The organism is Mesorhizobium sp. M7A.F.Ca.ET.027.02.1.1 (assembly GCF_004022985.1).
GTDB lineage: Bacteria > Pseudomonadota > Alphaproteobacteria > Rhizobiales > Rhizobiaceae > Mesorhizobium.
The window spans coordinates 1-20,174 of record NZ_RZOL01000072.1; the positions used below are offsets into that span (position 1 = coordinate 1).

A 20,174-nucleotide genomic window follows, 5' to 3' on the forward strand; every position below is an offset into this window, starting at 1 on the left:
GTCGTGTCCGTCCCAGCAATAGGGCATGATCAGTGACGGCACGCCGAAGCGCAGTGCTTCGCAAAAACTGTTGTTGCCGCCGTGATGGATGAACAGGTCCGATTTCGCCACCACCGAGGGCTGTGGAAACCAGGCGTCGAGATAGACATTGTCCGGCACCGCGCGATAGGCGTCGCGCAGGCCGCCGACATTGACGATGAAGCGCGCCGGCAGTCTGTCGAACACCCCCAACATGCGCTCGATCAGGCCCACATCCATGGCGCCGAGGCTGCCGAAGCTGACATAGACAAGCGGCCCGCCATTGCGCGGAAACACCGGCACCTCGAGTGGCCCTTCCGAACGCACGCAGCCTTCTAGATAGACGAAGCGGTCCGGGTCGAGCGGCTCGGCGCGCTCGCGGCGCACGATCGATGGCGTCAGCAACAGATTGAGGTCGGGCGACGTCTCGAGGAACAGGCCCTTCGGCAGCGGCGCCAGGCCGGCATCCGCCCGAAAGCGGTTGAAGCGGTCATGCGCGGGCGCGCAAGCCGCCAGATACCTTGCCTCGAAAGCCGCGCGTTGCGGGTCGTCGGCGCCAAGCCCCGACAGATAGGGCGGCACATTGGCATCCGGCAGCTCGGTCTCGGCGCAGGAGACGACACGCACCCAGGGACAGCCGGCGGCTGATATCGCCGGGAACATGATGACATTGTCGAGCACCACCGCATCCGGCTTCAGCCGCGCCAGCAATTGGCGCAGCGGCGCCTCGGCATTGACCGCGGTGTCGACGATCGCCTGCCAGGTCGGCGCGACATAGGTTTCCAGCTGGTCGATCGGGCTCAGCCTGAAATGCGGCAGGTGCCTGCGCACGAAGGCTTGCCAGTAGCTCTGGCGTTCGCTGTCGCTCAGCGGCTCGTCGGTCGGCAGCTGGTATTCCTGGAAACCATAGTCGGCAAAGACGCCGGAGAAGCCGGCATGGCAAATGAAGACGGGCCGGGCGCCCTTGGCACGCAATGCCTGCGCGATGCCGACGCAATTCAACGCCGCGCCGAAACTGGCTTCGGGGAACAGCGCGATGGTCGGGCTGGCTTTACGCGTCAATTAATCCTCGTCATTCCGGCCGGCTGATCATGCCGAACAGGGCGGGCGCCCCGCGACTGGCCGCTTGCGGTCGCTGGTTGCGGGAGAGCCGCAGATGAATGCGAAGCAGATCGGCCGCCACCTCATACTGCAGGCTTTCAAGATGGTCGAGTATAACAAGGTGTTCGCGCAGCGATTGCCGCAAGCGGAAGACGTTGACGCCGGTATAGATGCCCGGTAGCCGGCGCAGCCTGAGGTGATCGGCCAGCGCGTCGGCGATGAAGCGGTTGGCGCAGCCCTCGGCGAGCATGCCGTGAAAATCGATGTCCAGCCGCTGGAACTCGCGTGTATCGAATGCGGCGTCCGGCAGCGCCACCAGCGCTTCCATAGCCTGGCGCAACGTCGCCGCCCGCGCGCCGTCCAGCCGGAAGCCCGGCGTCAGGATGGCCGCGGGTTCCAGCAGCAAGCGGAACTCATAGCTGTCGCCTTGCGCCTCTGGATCGTCGGGCGTGCGCCGAAACAGCCAGGACTGGCCAGGCGCTCGGTCCAACAAATTCTCTTCGGTCAGTTTGTTGAGTGCTTTTAGTACCGTCTTGCGCTCGGCACTGTAGCGCCGTATCAGCCCCGCGACGGTCACCGTCTGGTCCAGCCGACGCGCCGACCGGTCGCGCAGGATCGCCTCGGCCAACTCGTCCTCCTCGGCGGCGGGCAGTTCCGTGGCGACTGAAGCCTGCGCGGTGAGGTCGATGGCCAGGTGATAACCGGAATCTGCCTCCCAGCGCACGACACCCCGTTCAGCGAGCAGGCCGAGAGCCGCCCGCACCGGCGTGCGCGAGACATTGCACAACGAAGCGATCTGCTGCTCCGGCAAGCGTGCGCCGGGCTCAAAACCGCGCTGCCGCGCCACATCCAGGATGCGCTGCGCCAGATCGAGGTGGTTGGTGCGAGGTCGTCGGGCTGCGGCTTGCATGACTGGTCTCGTGGAAAACGACATGACCGCATTGATCTGACCGATCGCCCGCACGGACGCAATCGGCCAGATTTCACGATCGCTTAGCAAATTATGGATTGACGTACTTTTTTCTGCAATAGTACTGTCAGGGCAATCGGCGAGAAAAAGACCGAGGGAACGGGATCGAGGCAGCGGCAAGGGTCGCAAGCGTTGGTCCGGCGAATGCAATTCGACGATCAACCGAAATGGGAGTCTGTCATGACCGCTACCAGCCTGCGGCGCCGTGCGCTGAAAACATCTTCGATCGCACTTGGCCTGGCCTTGGCGCTGTCCGCGCCGGCGACGGCTGCCGACCTCGTCATTTCCAACTGGGACGGCTACATTGCGCCCGACGCCATGGCCGCCTTCAAGACCGCGACCGGCGTTTCGGGCGAAGTGGTGGTGCACGCCACCAATGAAGAGATCATGGGCAAGCTCATCGCCGCCGGCGGCAAGGGCTATGACGTGGTCTTCGTTTCTTCGCCCTTCGCCGAGGTGCTGAACAAGCTCGGCCTGACCGAGCCGATCGACCACGCCAAGATACCGAACCTCACCAATCTCTATCCCGAGGCAACCAAGCTGCCGCACGATGCCGGCAATGCATTCTCGGTGCCCTACACCTGGGGCACGACCGGCCTCTGCTACCGTTCGGACCTGATGAAGGTTGCGCCCACCAGCTGGAGCGACCTGCTCGCGCCATCCGACGAATTGAAGGGCAAGACCACCATGCTGGCGACCGACCGCTGGCTGCTGGCCGCCGGCCAGCTCGACAAGGGCTATTCGGTCAACGAAACCGACCCGGCCAAGATGGCTGAGGTCAAGGATCTGCTGATCTCGGCCAAGAAGACCCTGCTCGCCTATGACGACACCACCTTCTATTCCAAGCTGGTGTCCGGCGAGGCGCTGATGGTGCAGGCATGGGACGGCTGGTGCAATTACGGCATCGCCGAAAAGCCCGAGATCAAATACGTCATTCCCAAGGAAGGCTCCGACCTCTGGGTTGACACGATGGTGGTGATGAAGGCCTCCGCCAACAAGGATGCCGCCTTCCAGTTCATCAACTTCATGCTCGACGCCAAGAACCACGCCTGGGCGGCGCAGAACATCGACTACAAGGTGCCGAACAAGCCAGCCATGGAAAGCCTGCCGGCCGATTTCCTGGCCAAATTCCCCAACATGGCGATGCCGGTGGCCGACCTCGTCAAGTTCGAGCAGTTGCGCGACGTCGGCGACGCCCAGCGCGACTATTCGAAGATCGTCAGCGAGATCAAGGCGGCGCAGTAGGCGGCGCGCCACTTCGGTAGCTGGAAGCAAGCTTGCGTTCCTTCGCGCCCCCCTCTGGCCTGCCGGCCATCTCCCCCTCAAGGGGGGAGATTCGCTGGGTTATGGCCTGTCGCCAATCTCCAGCGCAGCACCCCCTCATCCGGCCGCTTCGCGGCCACCTTCTCCCCGTGGGGGAGAAGAGGAAAGCGCCGGCGCCAGCGACCTCCTCTCCCCTCGGGGAGAGGTCGGATTGCCCCGAATTGCCCTTCGCAATTCGGATGGCAATCCGGGTGAGGGGGTCTTTGGTCGCTGAGATGCCCGGCAGGGCAGAGGGGGGTACTTCGTGAAGCACCTCCCCTCCCGCTCCTCCCTGCTGATGGCCCCGGCACTGGCCTGGCTCGCGGCCTTGATGGTGGTGCCGTGCGCGCTGGTGCTGGCGCTCGCCTTCTTCCGGCGCGGCATCTATGGCGGTATCGAATATACCTTTACGCTGGAGAATTTCGGGCTGGTCTTCGATCCGCTCTATGCCGGCATCTTCCTCAATTCGGCGCGCATCGCCGGCACCGCCACCCTGATCGCGGTGGTGATCGGCTATGCCGCCGCCTACGCCATCGCAGCCGCCCCGCGCCGGTGGCAGCCGGTGTTCCTGTTCTTCGCCGTGCTGCCGTTCTGGTCCAATTACCTGATCCGCACCTATGCCTGGATCGTGCTGCTCAACCGCGAAGGCCTGATCACGCAGTTGTTGCGCTGGTTCGGCTACACCGGCGAGCCGCCATCGATGCTCTATACGGAAGGCGCGGTTATCGCCGGTCTGGTCTACAACTATCTCCCCTTCGTCATCCTTGCCTGCTACGCGCCACTGTCGCGCCTCAACCCGGAACTGGCCGAAGCCTCGCGTGACCTCGGCGCCTCTGCCGCCACCACATTCCGGCGTGTCATCCTGCCGCTGACCGTGCCGGGCATCGCCGCCGGCGCGGTGTTCGTCTTCGTGCTGTCGATCGGCAATTTCGTCACGCCCGCGCTGCTTGGCGGCGGCCGCTTCCAGATGATCGGCAACCTCGTCTATGACCAGTTCCTGACCGCCAACGACTGGCCGTTCGGCGCCGCGCTCGCGATGGCGCTGATCGCCATCATGCTTCTGGTGCTGATGGCGCAGGCGCTGGCCGCCAATCGCGCCTCGGGCCACGCCGCGCGAGCCGGCGGAGACACCGATGGCTGAGCGCTCTCCCGCCACGCGGCGCACGCTCTGGCTCGTGCTGAGCCTGGTCTTCGCTTTCCTCTACATCCCGATCGCCGTGCTGGTGGCGCTGTCCTTCAACGAAGGCGGGCTGCCAACGGCGTGGTCGGGATTCTCGCTGAAATGGTATGCCTCGCTGGCCGACAATTCGGCGATCCTCTCCGCCGCGCTCAACACGCTGATCGTGGCACTGGTGTCGACCGCAATCGCAACATTGCTCGGCACGCTGCTGGCGATCGGCATCGAGATGCGCCGGCAGTACGGCAAGGGCCTCGAAGCACTGATCTTCGCGCCGATGATCATTCCCGACATCGTGCTGGCGATCGCGCTGCTGTCGTTCTTCTCGATGCTCAATCTGACCATGGGCCTGCACACGATCATCCTCGCCCATGTCGTCTTCAATCTCGCCTTCGTCTGCTCGGTGGTGCGCGCAAGGCTGAAGAGCTTCGACTGGTCGATCGTCGAGGCCTCCGCCGATCTCGGCGCCTCCGCGCTCACCACGTTCAGGCGGGTGACATTGCCGGTCATCGCGCCGGCGGTGATCGCCGGCGCGCTGCTCGCCTTCACGCTCTCGGTCGACGAGTTCATCATCGCCTTCTTCACCGCCGGCGCCGGCCGCGCATCGACGACGCTGCCGATGCAGATCTACGCCATGATCCGCTTCGGCATTACGCCGGAGATCAACGCGCTGGCGACCATCGTCATGGCGGTCTCGATCACCGCGCTGACCCTGTCGCAGCGGCTCAACCGTGGGATCATAGGCCAATGAGCGAACCCCGCACGCTTCTGGCCATCGATCATGTGTCGAAAAATTTCGGCCGGGTAACCGCCGTCGACGGCATCTCGCTCGACATCCGCGAGAATGAGTTCTTCGCGCTGCTCGGCCCGTCGGGCTGCGGCAAGACCACGCTGCTGCGCATGCTGGCAGGCTTCGAGACGCCCAATGACGGGCGCATCCTGCTCGACGGCCGCGACATTGCCAAAACCCCGCCCAACAAGCGGCCAGTCAATCTGATGTTCCAATCCTATGCCCTGTTTCCTCATATGAGCGTCCGCGCCAATGTCTCCTACGGCCTGGAGATGGAACGTTTGCCGGCGGCTGAAATCCGCTCCCGCGTCGACGCCATCCTGGCGACAACCGAGCTGGTCCCCTTCGCCGACCGCAAGCCGGAGCAACTGTCGGGCGGCCAGAAGCAGCGCGTCGCGCTCGCCCGCGCGCTGGTCAAGCGGCCGCGTCTGCTGCTGCTCGACGAGCCGCTTGGCGCGCTCGACAAGAAACTACGCGGCGCCATGCAGCTGGAACTGAAGCGCCTGCAGCACGAGGTCGGCATTACCTTCGTCATCGTCACCCATGACCAGGAGGAGTCGCTTGTGATGGCCGACCGCATGGCGGTGCTCAAAGACGGCAGACTGCTGCAATGCGACACGCCGCACGCGATCTATGAGCATCCGGCCGACCGTTTCGTCGCCGACTTCATCGGCGTGATGAATTTTGTGCCCGGTAAAGCCGCCACCGACGGTGTAGTGGCTGCCAACGGAGCGCGTATCGCCGGCAAAGTGCCCGCCACACTCACAGCCGGTGCATCTGCTGTCGCGTCGGTGCGGCCCGAGCGCATCCGGCTGTTCCCGTCGGTGGAGAACGCCAACCGCACCACCGGCACGGTCGAGGCGCTGGCCTATCAGGGGCTCGACCTGCAGCTGCATGTCCGCACACCTCTGTCGCCAAAGCCATTCCTGGTGCGCGTCACCGCTGATGCCGCCGACCGCCGGCCGGTCGCGTCGGGAGATCAGGTCGAACTCGGCTGGGACGCCGCCGATGTCAGAGTTTTCGCAGAATAAAGGAGAAGCCTGATGGCGCAGAAGACGATCGCGTTTTTTCCAGAAGCGGCCTACGGCCCGGCGCTCAATTCCGTCGGCATCGCCCAGGCGGTCGAGGCGCGCGGCCACAAAGCCGTTTTCCTGTCCGACCCTGGCTTTGTCGATGTCTACAAGGGCTACGGTTTCGAGGCGCATCCGGTGAACCTGTCCGAGCCGATGCCGCCCGAGCAGATGGCCAAATTCTGGGAGGATTTCATCAACGGCCACATCCCGAACTTCCGCAAATCGCCTTACGATCAGGTCGACAATTACGTCAAGGATTGCTGGACGGCGATCGTCGACAGCGCCAAATGGGCGCAGAAGGATCTGCCGCGCGTTCTCTCAGCCATCAAGCCGGATGTGATCTGCGTCGACAATGTCATCCTGTTTCCGGCCATCAAGCAGTTCGGCAAACCCTGGGTGCGCGTCATCTCCTGCTCGGAAAACGAGATCGACGACGAGGACATCCCGCCCCATCTCTCCGGCTGCGGCGAGAACGACCATGCCGGTCACCAGCGCTACCGCGATCATTTCAACGCGGTGATCAAGCCGATCCATGACGACTTCAACGCCTTCCTCGCCGCCAACAACGAGGCGCCTTATCCGATCGGCCAGTTCTTCGAGGCCTCGCCCTATTTGAACCTGCTGCTCTATCCCGAAGCGGCAAAGTTCAAGCGCCGCCATCCGCTCGACCCGGCAAAGTTCCAGTATCTGGAAGGCTGCGTGCGGCAGGAGAAACCCTACACGGTGCCGACATTCGCCAAAAACAATGACGGGCCGCTGCTCTATGTCTCCTTCGGCAGCCTCGGCGCCGGCGATGTCGAGCTGTTGAAGCGCATCATCGCGACGCTGGGCAAGACGCGCTACCGGGCTCTGGTCAATGTCGGCGGCTACAAGGACCAGTACACGGACGTGCCCGCCAACGTGATCGTCGAGAGTTGGTTCCCGCAGCCTTCGGTCATCCCGCAGGTCGATGCGGTGATCCACCATGGCGGCAACAACTCCTTCACCGAGTGCCTCTATTTCGGCAAGCCGGCGATCATCATGCCCTATGTCTGGGACGGCCACGACAACGCCACCCGCGTAGAGGAAACCGGCCACGGCTTCGGCATGCCGCGCTACGACTGGACCGATGCCGAGCTGATTGCCAAAATCGAAACCTGCCTGACCGACCCGGCGATGAAAGCCAAGCTGGCGAAGACATCGGCGCAGATGCGCGCGCAGAATGGGCCGGAGAAAGCAGCCGGGTTGTTGGAGGGGTTGCTGTGAGTGATATGTCGAGCCTGAGCACCCCCCTCTGGCCTGCCGGCCATCTCCCCCTCAAGGGGGGAGATTGGCTGTCATCACCGCTTTCGCCAACCGCAAGGGTCGTAAGGAAAACGCCGCCGCAGGAACTGCTAATCTCCCCCCTTGAGGGGGAGATGTCCGGCAGGACAGAGGGGGGCCTCATAGAGCGGCAACGGATCGCGTTTGATCATGGAGCGCCCCTATGACTTCCTCCGCTCCACACCTCCACCAGGCCTCGACCCGAACCGATCTCGTGGACTGGGGCGCCCAGCCGGATGCGTTGGAAGGCGCTTCGCACTCCACCGGCAGGCTCGTGCACAAAGGCCCGAACAACCAGCCGGAATCCGGCATCTGGGTGTGCACGCCAGGCCGCTGGCGCCTGAGCATCCCGCGCGATGAATTGTGCCATTTCGTCGCCGGCCGCGCGACCTACCGGTCGGATGTCGGTGAAGTGGTAGAAGTCTCGGCCGGCACCGTGGTCATGTTCCCGGCCGGCTGGACGGGTGAATGCACCGTGCATGAGACCATGCGCAACGTCTACATGCTGGCCTGACCACGGAGCTTGACGACATGCCGACACCGCACTGGCCGAAGGCCTCGAGCGTGGAACTGGAGGACTGGGGCGCGGGCAGCAACACGCTCGCCGGTTCGCCGCGCGCCTCGGGCAGGGTCCTGTCCCGGAACCCGGACGGATCGAGCGAATGCGGCCTGTGGTCATGCACGCCGGGCACGCGCAAGGTCACCTTTGGCGCCGACGAGTTCTGCCATTTCCTCTCAGGCCGTGGCAGCTATGTCCATGACGACGGCGAAGAGATCCCGGTCGAGGCCGGCACGCTTGTATTCTTCCCCGCCGGCTGGAACGGCATCTCCATCATCACGCAAACGCTGACCAAGGCCTTCATGTGCCGCTGAGCACTCTTTTCAAGGAAATCGACATGACCACACCCATCATGAAATCCCCGCTCACCATTACCGACCTCGTCGACTGGGGCGTCATACCGACCATGATCGAGGGGCAATCCCACACCTCGGGCAAGCTGCTGTACAAGGGGCAGGAAGGCCGCTCCGAATGCGGGCTTTGGGTCTGCACACCAGGGAAATGGCACTGCCATGTCACCCGCGACGAGTTCTGCCACTTCCTCGAAGGACGCTGCACCTACGTCCACGAATCCGGCGAGGTCATCGAGATCGAACCGGACACCGCAGCTTTCTTCCCGCAGGACTGGAAGGGCGTCTGCACCGTCCATGAGACGATCAAGAAGGTCTACATGATCCGCTGAGCGGATCCGAGAGGATGTCCATGGATTTCTCCCCTGACCGGCCGACCTTCTTCGTCAACCCGGACTACCGGCCAATGGCAGGCACGGCAAAGCCGGTGATCGATCCGGCGACGATCGAAACAGTCGGCGCCATCGCTGCAGCCAGCGATAGCGAGATCGATGCCGTGCTCACCGCCGCGACCAGGGCGCAGGCCGCCTGGAAAAAGCTCGACGCCAAGAGCCGCGCCAAGCACCTGCATGCCGTCGCCAACGCCATCGAGGCGGCCGACTTCACCCGCTGCGCCGAGCTGATGGTGCGCGAGATGGGCAAGCCCTACCCCGAAGCGATCGGCGAGATCGCCAACTGCGCGCCGATCTTCCGCTACTATGCCGAGATGGCGCGCGACGATGCCGGCAAGATCGCCGGCACGACGCAGGCCGGTTCGTTCCAATATGCGCGCTACGAGCCCTATGGCGTCTCCGTCCACATCATGCCCTACAACTTCCCGATCCTGCTGATGTGCTGGACGGTCGCCGCATCGCTCGCCGCCGGCAATGCCTGCGTCATCAAGCCGGCCGAGGCGACGACGCTGTCGACGCTGGACTACATGACCGTGTTCCGCTCGCTGCCGGAAGGGCTGGTCTCCTGCCTGCCTGGTGGAGCGGCTACGGCGCAGGCGCTGATCGCCTCCGAACGCACCCATGCGGTTGCCTTCACCGGCTCGGTCGCCGCCGGCAAGGCGGTGGCGGTGGCCTGCGCCGAACGCATGAAGCCTTGCGTCATCGAGGCCGGCGGCAGCGATCCGCTGATCGTCAGCCAACACGCGCCGCTTGAGATCGCGGCGGCCGGCAGCGTCACCGCGGCCTTCCATCTCACCGGCCAGGTCTGCACCTCCGCCGAGCGTTTCTTCGTCGTCGACGCCGTTCATGACCGCTTCGTCGAGCTGTTCGCCGAAAGGACTCGGGCGCTGCGCATCGGCAACGGCATGGACAAGACCGAGATCGGACCGCTGGTCAGCGAAAGCGCGCGGACAAAGGTGATGCGCCTTGTGGACGACGCCATTGCCCATGGCGCCGTAGCAGTCACCGGCGGGCGCATCCCGCCCGCGCACAACACCGGCTGGTTCTACGAGCCGACGATCCTGACCGGCGTCACCCCGGACATGGCAATCGTGCGCGAAGAATGCTTTGGACCGGTCGCCGCCATCTGCCGGGTCAGGGATTTCGATGAGGCGATCCGGCTTGCCAATGACAGCCCGTTTGGGCTCGGCGCCTCTGTCTTCACCACCGATCTGGCCGAAGCCCACGAGGCGGCTGAACGGCTCGAAGCCGGAATGGTCTGGGTCAACAACCCGCTGATCGACAATGATGCCTTGCCCTTCGGCGGCTGGAAGGCCTCGGGCCTCGGCCGCGAACTCGGACGCCAGGGGCTCGACGCCTTCCGCCGCTCCAAAATGGTGATCATCGACCACAAGCCTGCAATCCAGGAATGGTGGTATCCGTACCCCGACAGCTGGTTCCGCGAGACCGGTGGCCGCAAGCACGTCTGAGTGTTTCGAACCTCGCCAGCTCCGGATAGCCAGTCCATGGCCGGGAAAAAGCGATGCCGCCGGGCGAAGCCCGGCGGCATCTTTCTTCGATTGGCTACTGCCGTTTCAACGGCAAGTCGTTACGGCGTCGTTTCTGCTTCCATCGCGGCGGCCGTCTGGTCGATCTTGTCGGCAAGGACGCCCTGAGCCCAGGACGTGACCGCAGCGTCGACCGGCTTGTTGGCCATATCCGCCAGTGCCGCGTCGAGCGATGCATCATCGGTGCCGACCTCTGCCGCGGCAGCCGCCTCATTGGCGGCGGTGACCTCTGCCTCCTGGGCAGTGATTTCGGCCTCCAGATCCGTTATCTTCCCAGGCAAGGCCGCCTGATCTTCGGGCGTCATGGCCGCAATCTGCTCGGGCGTCAGCGACGTCAGCGCGTTCAACTGCGAATTCAGCGCATCCAGCTTCTCCTGGGCCGCTTCAGCGGCGGCCTGAGCGACCTTGGCTTTGGCGGACTGCGTCACGAAGGCCTGGATGGCAGCGAACTTCTTGCTCTTCGAGTTCATATAGGCGTTGATGTTGCGCTGAAGCGAGTTCAGCCGGCCGAGCTTGGCGTGGATGTTCTTCTCCTTGGGGACCGACGAGACCTTTGTGGTCTTGTCGACCGTGGTGTCGTCCGTTTTGGCCTTTGCCACCTGCCCCCGAGCCGACGACGACTTGCCGTGCGAAGCGCCGCTCTTGCCATTGCTATTGCCGCCGTTACCGCCTGCATTGCCCCCGCCGTTGCCGTTGCCGCCGGCGTTGCCACCGCCATTGCCGCCGCCGTGCCCGTTGCCGCCGGCTCCGGCGAGCGCCGGAGACGCCAGAAGCGCCAATGCGGCAAGCGCCGCGAACAGAGTTTTCCGGTTTGTCATGGTAATCTCCTCGGGAATCGTCACCTGGCCCGACCGCTAGCGACCGTCCTATGAGAAATCGCTAATTGTACAGAGTAAACTTTAGACAAATGCTGTCTCAATACGCGATCTGGCGCTCAGCCCGAAACATAACCATCTGATATTAAACACGAATCAGCGCTCGTGAACGGCGATGGCACTGAAGTCCCATGCCGGCAGGACTATAGTCCTGCCGGCATCCAGCGGCATGGGTGAAAGTCGTGACGTGGTATATCGGAAAGGCTTTGAAACAGGGAAATTGATAAAGAAAGCACAAGTCTCAGCCGATACTTTCACCGCCGTCGATTACCAGCGCCTGGCCGGTCATGAAGGATGAGCGGTCGGAGACGAGGAACAGGATCGCTTCCGCGATCTCATCGGCGCTGGCCCAGCGTCCCATCGGAATCTTGGTGCGGACATAGGTTTCGATCGCCTCGCGTCCGCCCATCTGGGCGATGAACGGTTCGTTGAACGGCGTGTCGACCCAGCCCGGGCAGAGCGCGTTGACGCGGACATTGTGCCGGGCATAGTCGAGCGACATCTGCCGCGTCATTGCCACTACCGCGTGTTTGGAAGTGGCGTAAGCGATCATCTCGCGGTCGTAGAACACGCCCGAATTGGAGGCGGTGTTGAGGATGACACCGCCGCCTCGTGCGATCATCGACGGCATGACCATCCTGGCCGCCAGGAACTGCGCCCGCACATTGACCCGCCATGACGCGTCCATGCCGCCGACCTCGACCTCGGTCAGCGTTCCGCCGACCTGGATGCCGGCGTGATTGTGCAGGATGTCGATGCGCCTGTGCCTCTCGATCGTGCCGGCAATGAGCTTTTCCAGCGCCCCATCGTCCGCGACGTCAGTGGCGATCGCCTCGGCCTGCCCGCCCACTGCCCTTATGTCCGAAGCCGTTGCTTCGCCGGCGGCCTGATCCCTGTCGGCGATGACGACCACCGCGCCTTCCCTGCCCATGATCATGGCGCCGGCGCGCCCGATGCCGGAGCCGGCGCCGGTCACGACGGCGATGCGGTCTTTGAGGATCATGATGCGACTTTCAGTTCGACGGCTTGCGCTGGCGCAATTGCCATTGGGCAAGCACCACAAGCAGCACGGAAGCGACGAGCACGATCGTCGCGATGGCGTTGATCTCCGGCGTCACGCCGCGCCGGATCGACGCGAAGACATAGATCGGCAGCGTCGTCTGCGCCCCGGCGACGAAGAAGGCCACAATGAAATCGTCGAAGGAGAAGGTGAAGGCGAGCAGGAAACCGGCAACGACGGCCGGCATGATCTGCGGCAGCACGATCGAGCGGAACGTCGTCAATGGCGTCGCGTAGAGATCGCTCGACGCCTCGACCAGATTGCGGTCGAGGCTGCCGAGACGCGTGCCGACGATCATCGTCACCAGCGCCATGGAGAACAGGCCGTGCGCCGCGATGATCGAGCCGTAGCCGAGCGCCAGGCGCGGCGGCTGGTCGTCGGGCCAGATCGAGGCGAGGAACGGATTGACGACCGTGAACAGCTGGACGAGCGCGACCAGTGTCGAAATGCCGATGACGACGCCCGGAACGACGATCGCGGCGCCCAGAAGCGCATCGAAGACCGCGCGTGTTCTGATGCCGACGCGAGCCAGGCCGAGTGCTGCCGCCGTGCCGCACAACGCCGCCAGCAAGGCGCTGGTGGTGGCGATGAACAGGCTGTTCTTCAGCGCTTCGACCAGGAACGGGTTCGCCAGCGCCTTGCCGTACCATTGCACCGAAAAGCCGGTGAACTCGCTGGCATGGTGGCCGGCGTTGAAGGAGAACAGCACGACCAGTGCGATCGGCAGATAGAGGAAGGCGAACACCAGAATGACGAAGGCGCGCATCAGATCAAATCCACCCGGCGCGCGCCCGAAACCCGGGTCGAAATGCGGTTGGCGGCAATCAGCACCACCACCGAGACCAGCACCAGCGTGATCGCGATGGCCGATCCGAACGGCCAGTTGCGCGACTGCAGGAACAGGTCGACCAGGGCATTGCCGATAAAGAACACCTTGCCGCCGCCAAGCAGCGTCGGGATCAGATATTCGCCCAGCAGCAGGATCATGACCAGCGAGAAGCCGGTCATCACGCCCGGCAGCGACAGTTTCAGGGTCACGCCGAGGAAGGTCGAGAGCGGCGTCGCGCCAAGATCGGCGGAGGCTTCCAGCAGCCGGCGGTCGAGCCGCTCAAGGCTGACATAGATCGGCAGGATCATCAGCGGCAGGTAGCCATAGACGATGCCGAGCAGCACCGCGCCCGGCGTGTTGATCAGCCTGATATCCTCGAAACCGATATAGGACAGCAGAGCCGGGATGCCGCGCCCGCCCAGGATATACATCCAGGCGTAGGTCCGCATCAAAAGGCTGGTCCAGAACGGAATGACGACCAGCGCCAGCAGGATCAGCCGCCAGCGCTGCGGTGCGCGCAGAGCGAGATAATAAGCAACGGGATAAGCGACGAGCAGACAGGCGAGCGCCCCTATCGGCGCCAGCACCATCGTGTTCCAGAAGGCAGCCGCCCGCGCCGGAAGATTGGCATATTGCGCGAAGGTAAAAGCCGCTTGATAGCCGCCTTCCGGCGCCCGTTCGCCGACGCTGAACACCGCGATGGCAATGAATGGAAGCACCAGAAACACCACCAGCCACGCGGTCGCCGGACCGAGCAGCAAAGCGGTCGTGAGGTTGTGACGAAATCTATTGCCGCGCATTGAAAACCGCCCCGATACCGGCGGACATATGCCCGCCGGTCAATTGTCCGCGCCAGACCGCCCCTTAGGCCGACTTGAAGCGCGCCATCAATTCGGCGCGGCCCGGATCGGTCAGCGTTGCCGCCGCGCCGAATTCCAGCGGCGTCAACAGGTCGGCCGCCGGATAGAGGATCGGATTGTCGAGCACTTCCTTGGGCAGCAGCTTGTTGACCCGCGCATCGGTCGACGGCGCACCATTGGCCAAATGCTCCTTCACCGCCACCTGCGGATTCATCAGGTAGTTGAGCAGGGCGTAGCCGGCCGGCTTGTTCGGCGCATCTTTCGGAATGGCGTAGAAATCGGTCCAGATCTCGCCGCCTTCCTTGCCCAGCACATAGGCGATCTCGGGAATGTCGCGATGCAGCTGCGCGCCATCGTTCGTCCAGCACATCGTCATCCAGGCGTCGCCGGCACGCATGCCGGGCTGGTAGTCGGAGGAGACCGCGAACAGATGCGGCTTGACCTTGAGCAGCAGTTCCTCCGCCTTGGCGAGCTCGTCTTGCTTCAACGAGTTGAACGAATAGCCGTAATATTTCAGCGCATTGCCGATCGTGGTCAGCTGGTAGTCGTGCACCATGGTGCGGCTGTCGCCTTCGGCCATGGCGGTATCCCAGAACTCCTTCCAGGTGGTCATCGGCTTGGTCAGCTTCTTCGTGTTGACGGCAAAGCCGGTGGTGCCCCAGTTCTTCGGCACCGCATAGGTCACCGCATCGATCGTGCCTTCCCCAGTGAAGCGGGGATCTTGCTGCGAGCCGTCGAAATTCGGCAGCTTCGCCATCTCCAGCGGCTCGATGATGCCGAGCTTCTTATAGGTCGAGATCGTGTAGTTGGTCGGCACGAACAGGCTCCAGCCCGAGGCGCCTGCCTGCAGCTTGGCCAGCATCTCCTCGTTGGAGCCGAACACGTTGACCTCGACGGCGACGCCGGTGTCCTTCTTGAAATTCTCGAACGTCGCCGGGTCATGGTAGTTCGGCCAGGTGGCGATCGACATGCGGTCGCCAAGGCTTTCGGCGGCAAAGGCCGGTGTCGGCATGATGCCGATCTCGCGCGCCATCACCGCCGTGGCAATGCCAAGGCCGGTGAGGCCAAGAAAGTCGCGTCGGCCGATCGAGCCGCGCTTCAAACGCATCAGCTGATCGACAAAATTCTTGGGGCTTATCGGCAGTCCGTCACGATATGATTTCGACATGTTTATCTACCCTCTGGTTGGCCCCGTTGTTCTTGGTCTCCGCAAACGCCAGGGGCGTTCCGGAGGCAAAGCCGATGGCGACGGGTTCACCCGGCTTGAAGAGATTGCCGTGGCCGATCAGGTGATCGGCCTTGGCCAGCAGCGTTCCGATGCCCCGGACCTCGATCGCGTATTCCGCTGTCGAGCCGAGGAAAATTCGGTTGCGGACGATGCCCTTGAAGGGACCGCTTGTCTGGGCACCAAGACTGAGCGATTCAGGACGAAGGCTGACCGAAACGGCCTCACCTTGCTGCAGGGCGGTGCGCTTGCGCGCTGCAATGACGGTGCCATCGGCAAGCGCCACCTCCACCAGATCGCCCGAATGTCCGGCGACGGTGCCGCTCAGCAGGTTTGTCTTGCCGACGAAATCGGCGACGAACAGGTCGGCCGGTTCGTCATAGATCTCGCTCGGCTGCCCGAGCTGGACGATGCGGCCGCCGTTCATGACGCAGACGAAATCGCTCATCGACAGCGCTTCCTCCTGGTCGTGCGTGACCAGCACGAAGGTGATGCCGATCTCGCGCTGCAGGTTCTGCAGCTCGATCTGCATGTCGGTGCGCAGCTTCTTGTCGAGCGCAGCCAGCGGCTCGTCGAGCAAGAGCACCGCCGGCTTGTTGACCAGGGCTCGTGCCAGCGCCACACGCTGCTGCTGGCCGCCCGACAGTTCATGGATCTTGCGGCGGCCATAGCCGGCGAGCCGCACCATTTCGAGCGCCTCGCCCGCTCTTGAGGCGATCTCGCGCGAAGACAGCCTTGGTCGCGCCTGGCGCAGCCCGTAGGCGACATTGTCCTCGACATCGAGATGCGGAAACAGCGCGTATTGCTGGAACACCATGTTGACCGGCCGCCGGTAGGGCGGCGTGCCGGCCATGTCCTGGCCGCGAATGAACACCTGGCCTTCGCTCGGCTGTTCGAAGCCGCCGATCATGCGCAGGCAGGTGGTCTTGCCGCAGCCGGACGGCCCGAGCAACGCGACAAAGGCGGAGGGCGGGACAGCGAGATCGATGCCGCTGACCGCGGTCACCGCGCCATAGCGCTTGGTGACGCCGCGAAACTCGATGTCGGGCACTGCGGTCAAGGCTGATGGCTCCAGCAACAGGGCAATATCGGGACGCTACCAGAGCCAATGGCGGCTAGTATATACCTCTGAGGTGGTATATCTGATCTATTTTCTCGTTTAAGGGGGTATGGATTGTCCCGCAGCGACGAATACAGCCAGCTCGCCACGCTCGTCGCGGCGACGCGGGAGACCAGTGGCGACCTGTTCGGCAATGCGCTGGTCGATTGGCTGCGGCTCCATGTCGGCTTCGACCACTGCGTGGTGTTCGGCTATCGCGGCGCGGCGCGCCCGCCGCTGCTGTTCGAAACCTTCTCGCCGGCCGAAAGCCACGTCTTCGTCGCGCTCTATCAGGAGGGACCCTATCTGCTCGACCCGTTCCATCATGCTGCGGTCGAGCGCAAGGAAGGCTTCTGGCGCATGCGCGAACTGGCGCCGGACCGCTTCTATGCCAGCGAGTATTTCCGCTCCTACTACAGCCAGACCAGGCTGGCCGAGGAGGTCGGCTTCTTCGTGCCGTTGCCGGGCAAGGATGCGCTGGTGCTCTCACTGATGCGGCTGCGCGCTTCAGGCCCGTTCGGCACCGCCGATGCCAGATTGCTGCGCGACATGGCGCCGGCGGTGATCAGCTTCGCCAGGCTGCGCTGGCCTATCCTTCCGGCCGATGAACCGGCAGAAGCGCAGCAGGACGAGACGACCACTCCGGTCAACGAGTTCGACCGCGCCCACATCTGGCAGAGCCTGTCGCTGACGCCGCGCGAAAAACATGTCGTCGACCTGGTGCTGCAGGGGCATTCGACGGAATCGATCGCCAGGGCAATGCGCATCGTGCCGGGCACCGTGAAGGTCCATCGCCGCAACATCTACCGCAAGCTCAAGATCAAGTCGCAGGCCGGCCTGTTCGCACGTTTCGTCGAGATCATCGACGCGCGGATCCGGCAGGACCCCTAACCGCCGGCTTCCCACGATCCGGTCTCGGCCATCTGCTTCAGCAGCGGCGCCGGCTTGAACACGTCCTTGCCTGTCCGTTGATGCCAGTACTCGAGCCGCTCGATGATCCTGGCCGGGCCTTCGAGGCCAGCCCAGAACAGCGGTCCGCCCTTGCCGATGGGAAAGCCGTAGCCATTGACCCAGACGACATCGATGTCGGACGCACGGGCCGCTATGCCTTCCTCAAGGATCTTGGCGCCCTCGTTGACCAGGGGGTAAAGCGTGCGCTCGATGATTTCCTCCGCACTGATCGCGCGCGGCACGATGCCCTTCTCGGCGGCCTTGTCGCAGATCAGCGCTTCAACCTCGGGATCCGGCACTGGTGTACGCGCGCCAGCCTCGTAAAGGTAAAAACCCCGGCCGGTCTTCTGGCCGAAACGCCCCTGTTCGCACAGCGTGTCGGCGATCACGGCCGACAGGCCACGCGCCTTGCGGTTGCGCCAGCCAATGTCGAGACCGGCGAGATCGCCCATCTGGAAAGGCCCCATCGGCCAGCCGAAATCGGTGAATACCTGGTCGATCTGGCTGGGCGTCGCGCCTTCCAGAAGAAGCGCTTCCGATTCCGAGCCACGCGCGGCCAGCATGCGGTTGCCGACGAAGCCGTGGCAGACGCCGACGACGACGGCCACCTTGCCGATCCGCCGCGCCAGGTCGACGACGGTCGCCAGCGCATCGGGCGCGGTCTTGTCGGCGCGCACGATCTCCAGGAGCTTCATGACATTGGCCGGCGAGAAGAAATGCAGGCCGAGCACATCCTGCGGCCGCGAGGTCGAAGCGGCGATTTCGTTGATGTCGAGATAGGAGGTGTTGGTGGCGAGGATCGCGCCCGGTTTGGCCACGGCATCGAGCTTGCCGAACACCTCCTTCTTGACCGCCATGTCTTCGAACACCGCCTCGACGATCAGGTCGCAATCGGCGAGATCGGCATAGTCGGTGGAACCCTTGAACTGGGCGAGCCGCTCGCGCTTGGCGCCTTCGCTGAGCGAACCGCGCGTGACGGACACCGAGTAGTTCCTGTCGATCGTCGCCAAGCCGCGCTGCAGGGCCTCGTGGCTGGTTTCCAGCAAGGTTACGGGATAGCCGCCATTGGCGAAAGCCATGGCGATGCCGCCGCCCATCGTGCCGGCGCCGATGACGCCGACGCGGGCAATCCGGCGCTTGACGGTGTCCTTGCCCGGAAGCTTTGCCGCCTCACGTTCGGCGAAGAACAAATGACGCTGCGCCCGCGACTGATCGCTGCCGACCAGCTTGACGAACAGCGCACGTTCCGCCGCCAGTGCCGCATCGAAGGGCAGCGTGACGGCATTGCGCACCGACAGCGCACAGGCGATCGGCGCCTCGAGCCCGCGCGCCTTCCTGGCGAGGTCCGCAGCCTCGGCGTCTAAAGCCGCGAGGTCGGTCTCCTTGAGCCCCTCATTGCGATCACGCACTGGCGTGAAGGGGCCACCCTTGCGTGCAATTTCCCTGGCGAAGTTCACGGCATGCGTCGTCAGATCGCCGTCGAAGACGGCATCGACGAGACCGGCTTCATGCGCCTCGGTCGCACCGATCGGCGTACCGGAGACGATCATCTTCAGCGCCTTCACCGCGCCGACCAGGCGCGGCAGCCGCACCGTGCCGCCGCCCCCCGGCAGCAGGCCGAGCTTCACCTCCGGCAGGCCGAGCTTGGCGCAGGCATCGGCAACGCGGAAATGGCATCCGAGCGCCAGCTCCAGCCCGCCGCCGAGCGCGGTGCCGTGGATGGCGGCCACCGTCGGCTTGGCGATGGTCTCCAGCACAGCCACGATGGCGCGTAGCTCGGGCTGCTGCATCGGCTTGCCGAATTCGGTGATGTCGGCGCCGGCGACAAAGGTCCGGCCGGCGCATGCAATGACGATGGCGGCAACCGAAGCATCGTCGCGCAGCTCAACCAGCGCCTGCATCAGCGGTTCGCGAACATGGAAGCTCAGCGCGTTGACCGGCGGGTTGTCGATAATGACGACGGCGACGTCGCCATCACGGTGGATCCTGAGGAAATCGGACACGCAAACCTCCCAGCGCTATTCAGCGGCCGTGGCCGCGCGAACGGGATTTACAGCGCCATGACGTCGAAGGGAACCGGATGTCGGCCTGGCACAATGATTACAGGCCTGGGACGACGAAGGCGGAGCCTACCGCGGCGCCTTCTGCCCGCCCGCCGCCGTGATCACCCCGACAATGATCAGCCCCGTGAGCAGCAATCGCACCCCGGCACTCACCCCAAACGTGTTGAGCATGGTCAAAAGCAGCACCAGGAACAGCGCCGCGCCCCAGACCCCGGGCACATTGGCCTTGCCGCCGGCGACCGACGTGCCGCCGATGACGACGACGGCAATCGAGGCCAGCAGATACTCATTGCCGATATCGACATTGGCCCCCCGGAAATAGCCGGCCAGCAGCGCGCCGTCCATGCCGCCGAGCGCGCCCGACAGCGTGTAGGTGAGGAAACGAATTCGGCCGACACTGACGCCGGCGAGCCAGGCGGCGCGGATATTCTGGCCGATCGCCAGCACCGAGCGGCCATAGATCATGCGCTGCAGGGCGACCGCCGCACCGATGGTGAACAGCACGGTGAGGATCGCCAGCACCGGAATGCCGAGTATCTGCCAGTTGGCGAAATCGGCGAAGCCCGGCGGCGGTTTGATCTGCAAGCCGCGTCCGTAGCTGATGTCGATCGACTGGATGCTGAAGCTGGCC

Annotated in this window: 20 protein-coding genes; 10 read left to right on the forward strand and 10 right to left on the reverse strand. The window is 64.1% G+C overall.

What is annotated here, in order from left to right:
* Positions 1-1,080: glycosyltransferase (locus EN749_RS11140; RefSeq protein ID WP_128363145.1), on the reverse strand; the 1,080-nt coding region annotated here is incomplete at its 3' end.
* A gap of 10 nt (positions 1,081-1,090) precedes the next feature.
* Complete coding sequence (locus tag EN749_RS11145) at positions 1,091-2,251, reverse strand: GntR family transcriptional regulator (protein WP_245491347.1); 1,161 nt, start codon at positions 2,249-2,251, stop codon at positions 1,091-1,093.
* 18 nt (positions 2,252-2,269) lie between these two features.
* On the opposite strand from EN749_RS11145, the gene EN749_RS11150 reads away from it, so the two are divergent.
* From EN749_RS11150 to EN749_RS11195, 9 genes are all read left to right on the forward strand, one after another.
* Entirely contained in the window at positions 2,270-3,334 is a 1,065-nt protein-coding gene (locus EN749_RS11150) for a spermidine/putrescine ABC transporter substrate-binding protein (protein ID WP_128363146.1), read from the forward strand.
* A gap of 355 nt (positions 3,335-3,689) precedes the next feature.
* Positions 3,690-4,532, forward strand: a complete 843-nt coding sequence (locus EN749_RS11155) for an ABC transporter permease (protein WP_128289941.1) — start codon at positions 3,690-3,692, stop codon at positions 4,530-4,532.
* Entirely contained in the window at positions 4,525-5,319 is a 795-nt protein-coding gene (locus tag EN749_RS11160) for an ABC transporter permease (RefSeq protein WP_128289929.1), read from the forward strand. Before EN749_RS11155 ends, EN749_RS11160 begins: the two co-directional genes overlap by 8 nt.
* Positions 5,316-6,389 carry an ABC transporter ATP-binding protein gene (locus EN749_RS11165; RefSeq protein ID WP_128363147.1) on the forward strand — a complete coding sequence of 358 codons (1,074 nt, stop codon included), beginning with the start codon at positions 5,316-5,318 and terminating at the stop codon, positions 6,387-6,389. Before EN749_RS11160 ends, EN749_RS11165 begins: the two co-directional genes overlap by 4 nt.
* A gap of 12 nt (positions 6,390-6,401) precedes the next feature.
* Positions 6,402-7,676: a glycosyltransferase gene (locus EN749_RS11170; protein WP_128363148.1), complete on the forward strand. Its 1,275-nt coding sequence runs from the start codon at positions 6,402-6,404 to the stop codon at positions 7,674-7,676.
* Between the two features lie 220 nt (positions 7,677-7,896).
* On the forward strand, positions 7,897-8,247 hold the full coding sequence (locus EN749_RS11180) for a cupin domain-containing protein (protein ID WP_128363149.1): 351 nt from the start codon (positions 7,897-7,899) through the stop codon (positions 8,245-8,247).
* Between the two features lie 17 nt (positions 8,248-8,264).
* Positions 8,265-8,606 (forward strand): cupin domain-containing protein, encoded by a 342-nt coding sequence (locus tag EN749_RS11185; RefSeq protein ID WP_128363150.1) that lies wholly within the window; start codon positions 8,265-8,267, stop codon positions 8,604-8,606.
* A gap of 23 nt (positions 8,607-8,629) precedes the next feature.
* A complete protein-coding gene (locus tag EN749_RS11190) occupies positions 8,630-8,974 on the forward strand; it encodes a cupin domain-containing protein (RefSeq protein ID WP_128363151.1) in 345 nt (114 codons plus the stop codon).
* Positions 8,975-8,994: 20 nt separating this feature from the next.
* Entirely contained in the window at positions 8,995-10,503 is a 1,509-nt protein-coding gene (locus EN749_RS11195) for an aldehyde dehydrogenase family protein (protein WP_128363152.1), read from the forward strand.
* A 119-nt stretch (positions 10,504-10,622) separates the two neighbouring features.
* Here the strand turns inward: EN749_RS11195 and EN749_RS11200 are convergent, their stop codons facing one another.
* The 6 genes from EN749_RS11200 to EN749_RS11225 all read right to left on the reverse strand — a co-directional run bounded on the left by EN749_RS11200 (position 10,623) and on the right by EN749_RS11225 (position 16,490).
* Positions 10,623-11,399 (reverse strand): hypothetical protein, encoded by a 777-nt coding sequence (locus EN749_RS11200; protein WP_128289936.1) that lies wholly within the window; start codon positions 11,397-11,399, stop codon positions 10,623-10,625.
* 298 nt (positions 11,400-11,697) lie between these two features.
* Entirely contained in the window at positions 11,698-12,459 is a 762-nt protein-coding gene (locus EN749_RS11205) for a glucose 1-dehydrogenase (protein ID WP_128363153.1), read from the reverse strand.
* Positions 12,460-12,469: 10 nt separating this feature from the next.
* Entirely contained in the window at positions 12,470-13,282 is an 813-nt protein-coding gene (locus EN749_RS11210) for an ABC transporter permease (RefSeq protein WP_128289938.1), read from the reverse strand.
* Complete coding sequence (locus EN749_RS11215; RefSeq protein ID WP_128363154.1) at positions 13,282-14,145, reverse strand: ABC transporter permease; 864 nt, start codon at positions 14,143-14,145, stop codon at positions 13,282-13,284. Before EN749_RS11215 ends, EN749_RS11210 begins: the two co-directional genes overlap by 1 nt.
* A 64-nt stretch (positions 14,146-14,209) precedes the next feature.
* Complete coding sequence (locus EN749_RS11220; protein ID WP_127396851.1) at positions 14,210-15,373, reverse strand: spermidine/putrescine ABC transporter substrate-binding protein; 1,164 nt, start codon at positions 15,371-15,373, stop codon at positions 14,210-14,212.
* The gene (locus EN749_RS11225) at positions 15,354-16,490 is read right to left on the reverse strand and encodes an ABC transporter ATP-binding protein (RefSeq protein ID WP_128363155.1); all 1,137 of its coding nucleotides are present in this window, start codon (positions 16,488-16,490) and stop codon (positions 15,354-15,356) included. Before EN749_RS11225 ends, EN749_RS11220 begins: the two co-directional genes overlap by 20 nt.
* A 114-nt stretch (positions 16,491-16,604) precedes the next feature.
* Between EN749_RS11225 and EN749_RS11230 the strand changes: the two genes are divergently transcribed.
* Complete coding sequence (locus EN749_RS11230) at positions 16,605-17,420, forward strand: LuxR C-terminal-related transcriptional regulator (RefSeq protein ID WP_127396853.1); 816 nt, start codon at positions 16,605-16,607, stop codon at positions 17,418-17,420.
* Here the strand turns inward: EN749_RS11230 and EN749_RS11235 are convergent.
* The gene (locus EN749_RS11235) at positions 17,417-19,483 is read right to left on the reverse strand and encodes a 3-hydroxyacyl-CoA dehydrogenase NAD-binding domain-containing protein (protein ID WP_128363156.1); all 2,067 of its coding nucleotides are present in this window, start codon (positions 19,481-19,483) and stop codon (positions 17,417-17,419) included. The two genes, EN749_RS11230 and EN749_RS11235, sit on opposite strands and share 4 nt — an antisense overlap.
* Positions 19,484-19,609: 126 nt before the next feature.
* A partial coding sequence (locus EN749_RS11240; protein ID WP_145990901.1) for an ABC transporter permease occupies positions 19,610-20,174 on the reverse strand: 565 nt, incomplete at its 5' end.

Excerpts from the sequence above, each read along its gene's own strand:
- EN749_RS11150 (WP_128363146.1), top strand. The coding sequence starts at position 2,270 with ATGACCGCTACCAGCCTGCGGCGCCGTGCGCTGAAAACATCTTCGATC.
- EN749_RS11155 (WP_128289941.1), top strand. The coding sequence starts at position 3,690 with ATGGCCCCGGCACTGGCCTGGCTCGCGGCCTTGATGGTGGTGCCGTGC.
- EN749_RS11160 (WP_128289929.1), top strand. The coding sequence starts at position 4,525 with ATGGCTGAGCGCTCTCCCGCCACGCGGCGCACGCTCTGGCTCGTGCTG.
- EN749_RS11165 (WP_128363147.1), top strand. The coding sequence starts at position 5,316 with ATGAGCGAACCCCGCACGCTTCTGGCCATCGATCATGTGTCGAAAAAT.
- EN749_RS11170 (WP_128363148.1), top strand. The coding sequence starts at position 6,402 with ATGGCGCAGAAGACGATCGCGTTTTTTCCAGAAGCGGCCTACGGCCCG.
- EN749_RS11180 (WP_128363149.1), top strand. The coding sequence starts at position 7,897 with ATGACTTCCTCCGCTCCACACCTCCACCAGGCCTCGACCCGAACCGAT.
- EN749_RS11185 (WP_128363150.1), top strand. The coding sequence starts at position 8,265 with ATGCCGACACCGCACTGGCCGAAGGCCTCGAGCGTGGAACTGGAGGAC.
- EN749_RS11190 (WP_128363151.1), top strand. The coding sequence starts at position 8,630 with ATGACCACACCCATCATGAAATCCCCGCTCACCATTACCGACCTCGTC.
- EN749_RS11195 (WP_128363152.1), top strand. The coding sequence starts at position 8,995 with ATGGATTTCTCCCCTGACCGGCCGACCTTCTTCGTCAACCCGGACTAC.
- EN749_RS11200 (WP_128289936.1), bottom strand. The coding sequence starts at position 11,399 with ATGACAAACCGGAAAACTCTGTTCGCGGCGCTTGCCGCATTGGCGCTT.
- EN749_RS11205 (WP_128363153.1), bottom strand. The coding sequence starts at position 12,459 with ATGATCCTCAAAGACCGCATCGCCGTCGTGACCGGCGCCGGCTCCGGC.
- EN749_RS11210 (WP_128289938.1), bottom strand. The coding sequence starts at position 13,282 with ATGCGCGCCTTCGTCATTCTGGTGTTCGCCTTCCTCTATCTGCCGATC.
- EN749_RS11215 (WP_128363154.1), bottom strand. The coding sequence starts at position 14,145 with ATGCGCGGCAATAGATTTCGTCACAACCTCACGACCGCTTTGCTGCTC.
- EN749_RS11220 (WP_127396851.1), bottom strand. The coding sequence starts at position 15,373 with ATGTCGAAATCATATCGTGACGGACTGCCGATAAGCCCCAAGAATTTT.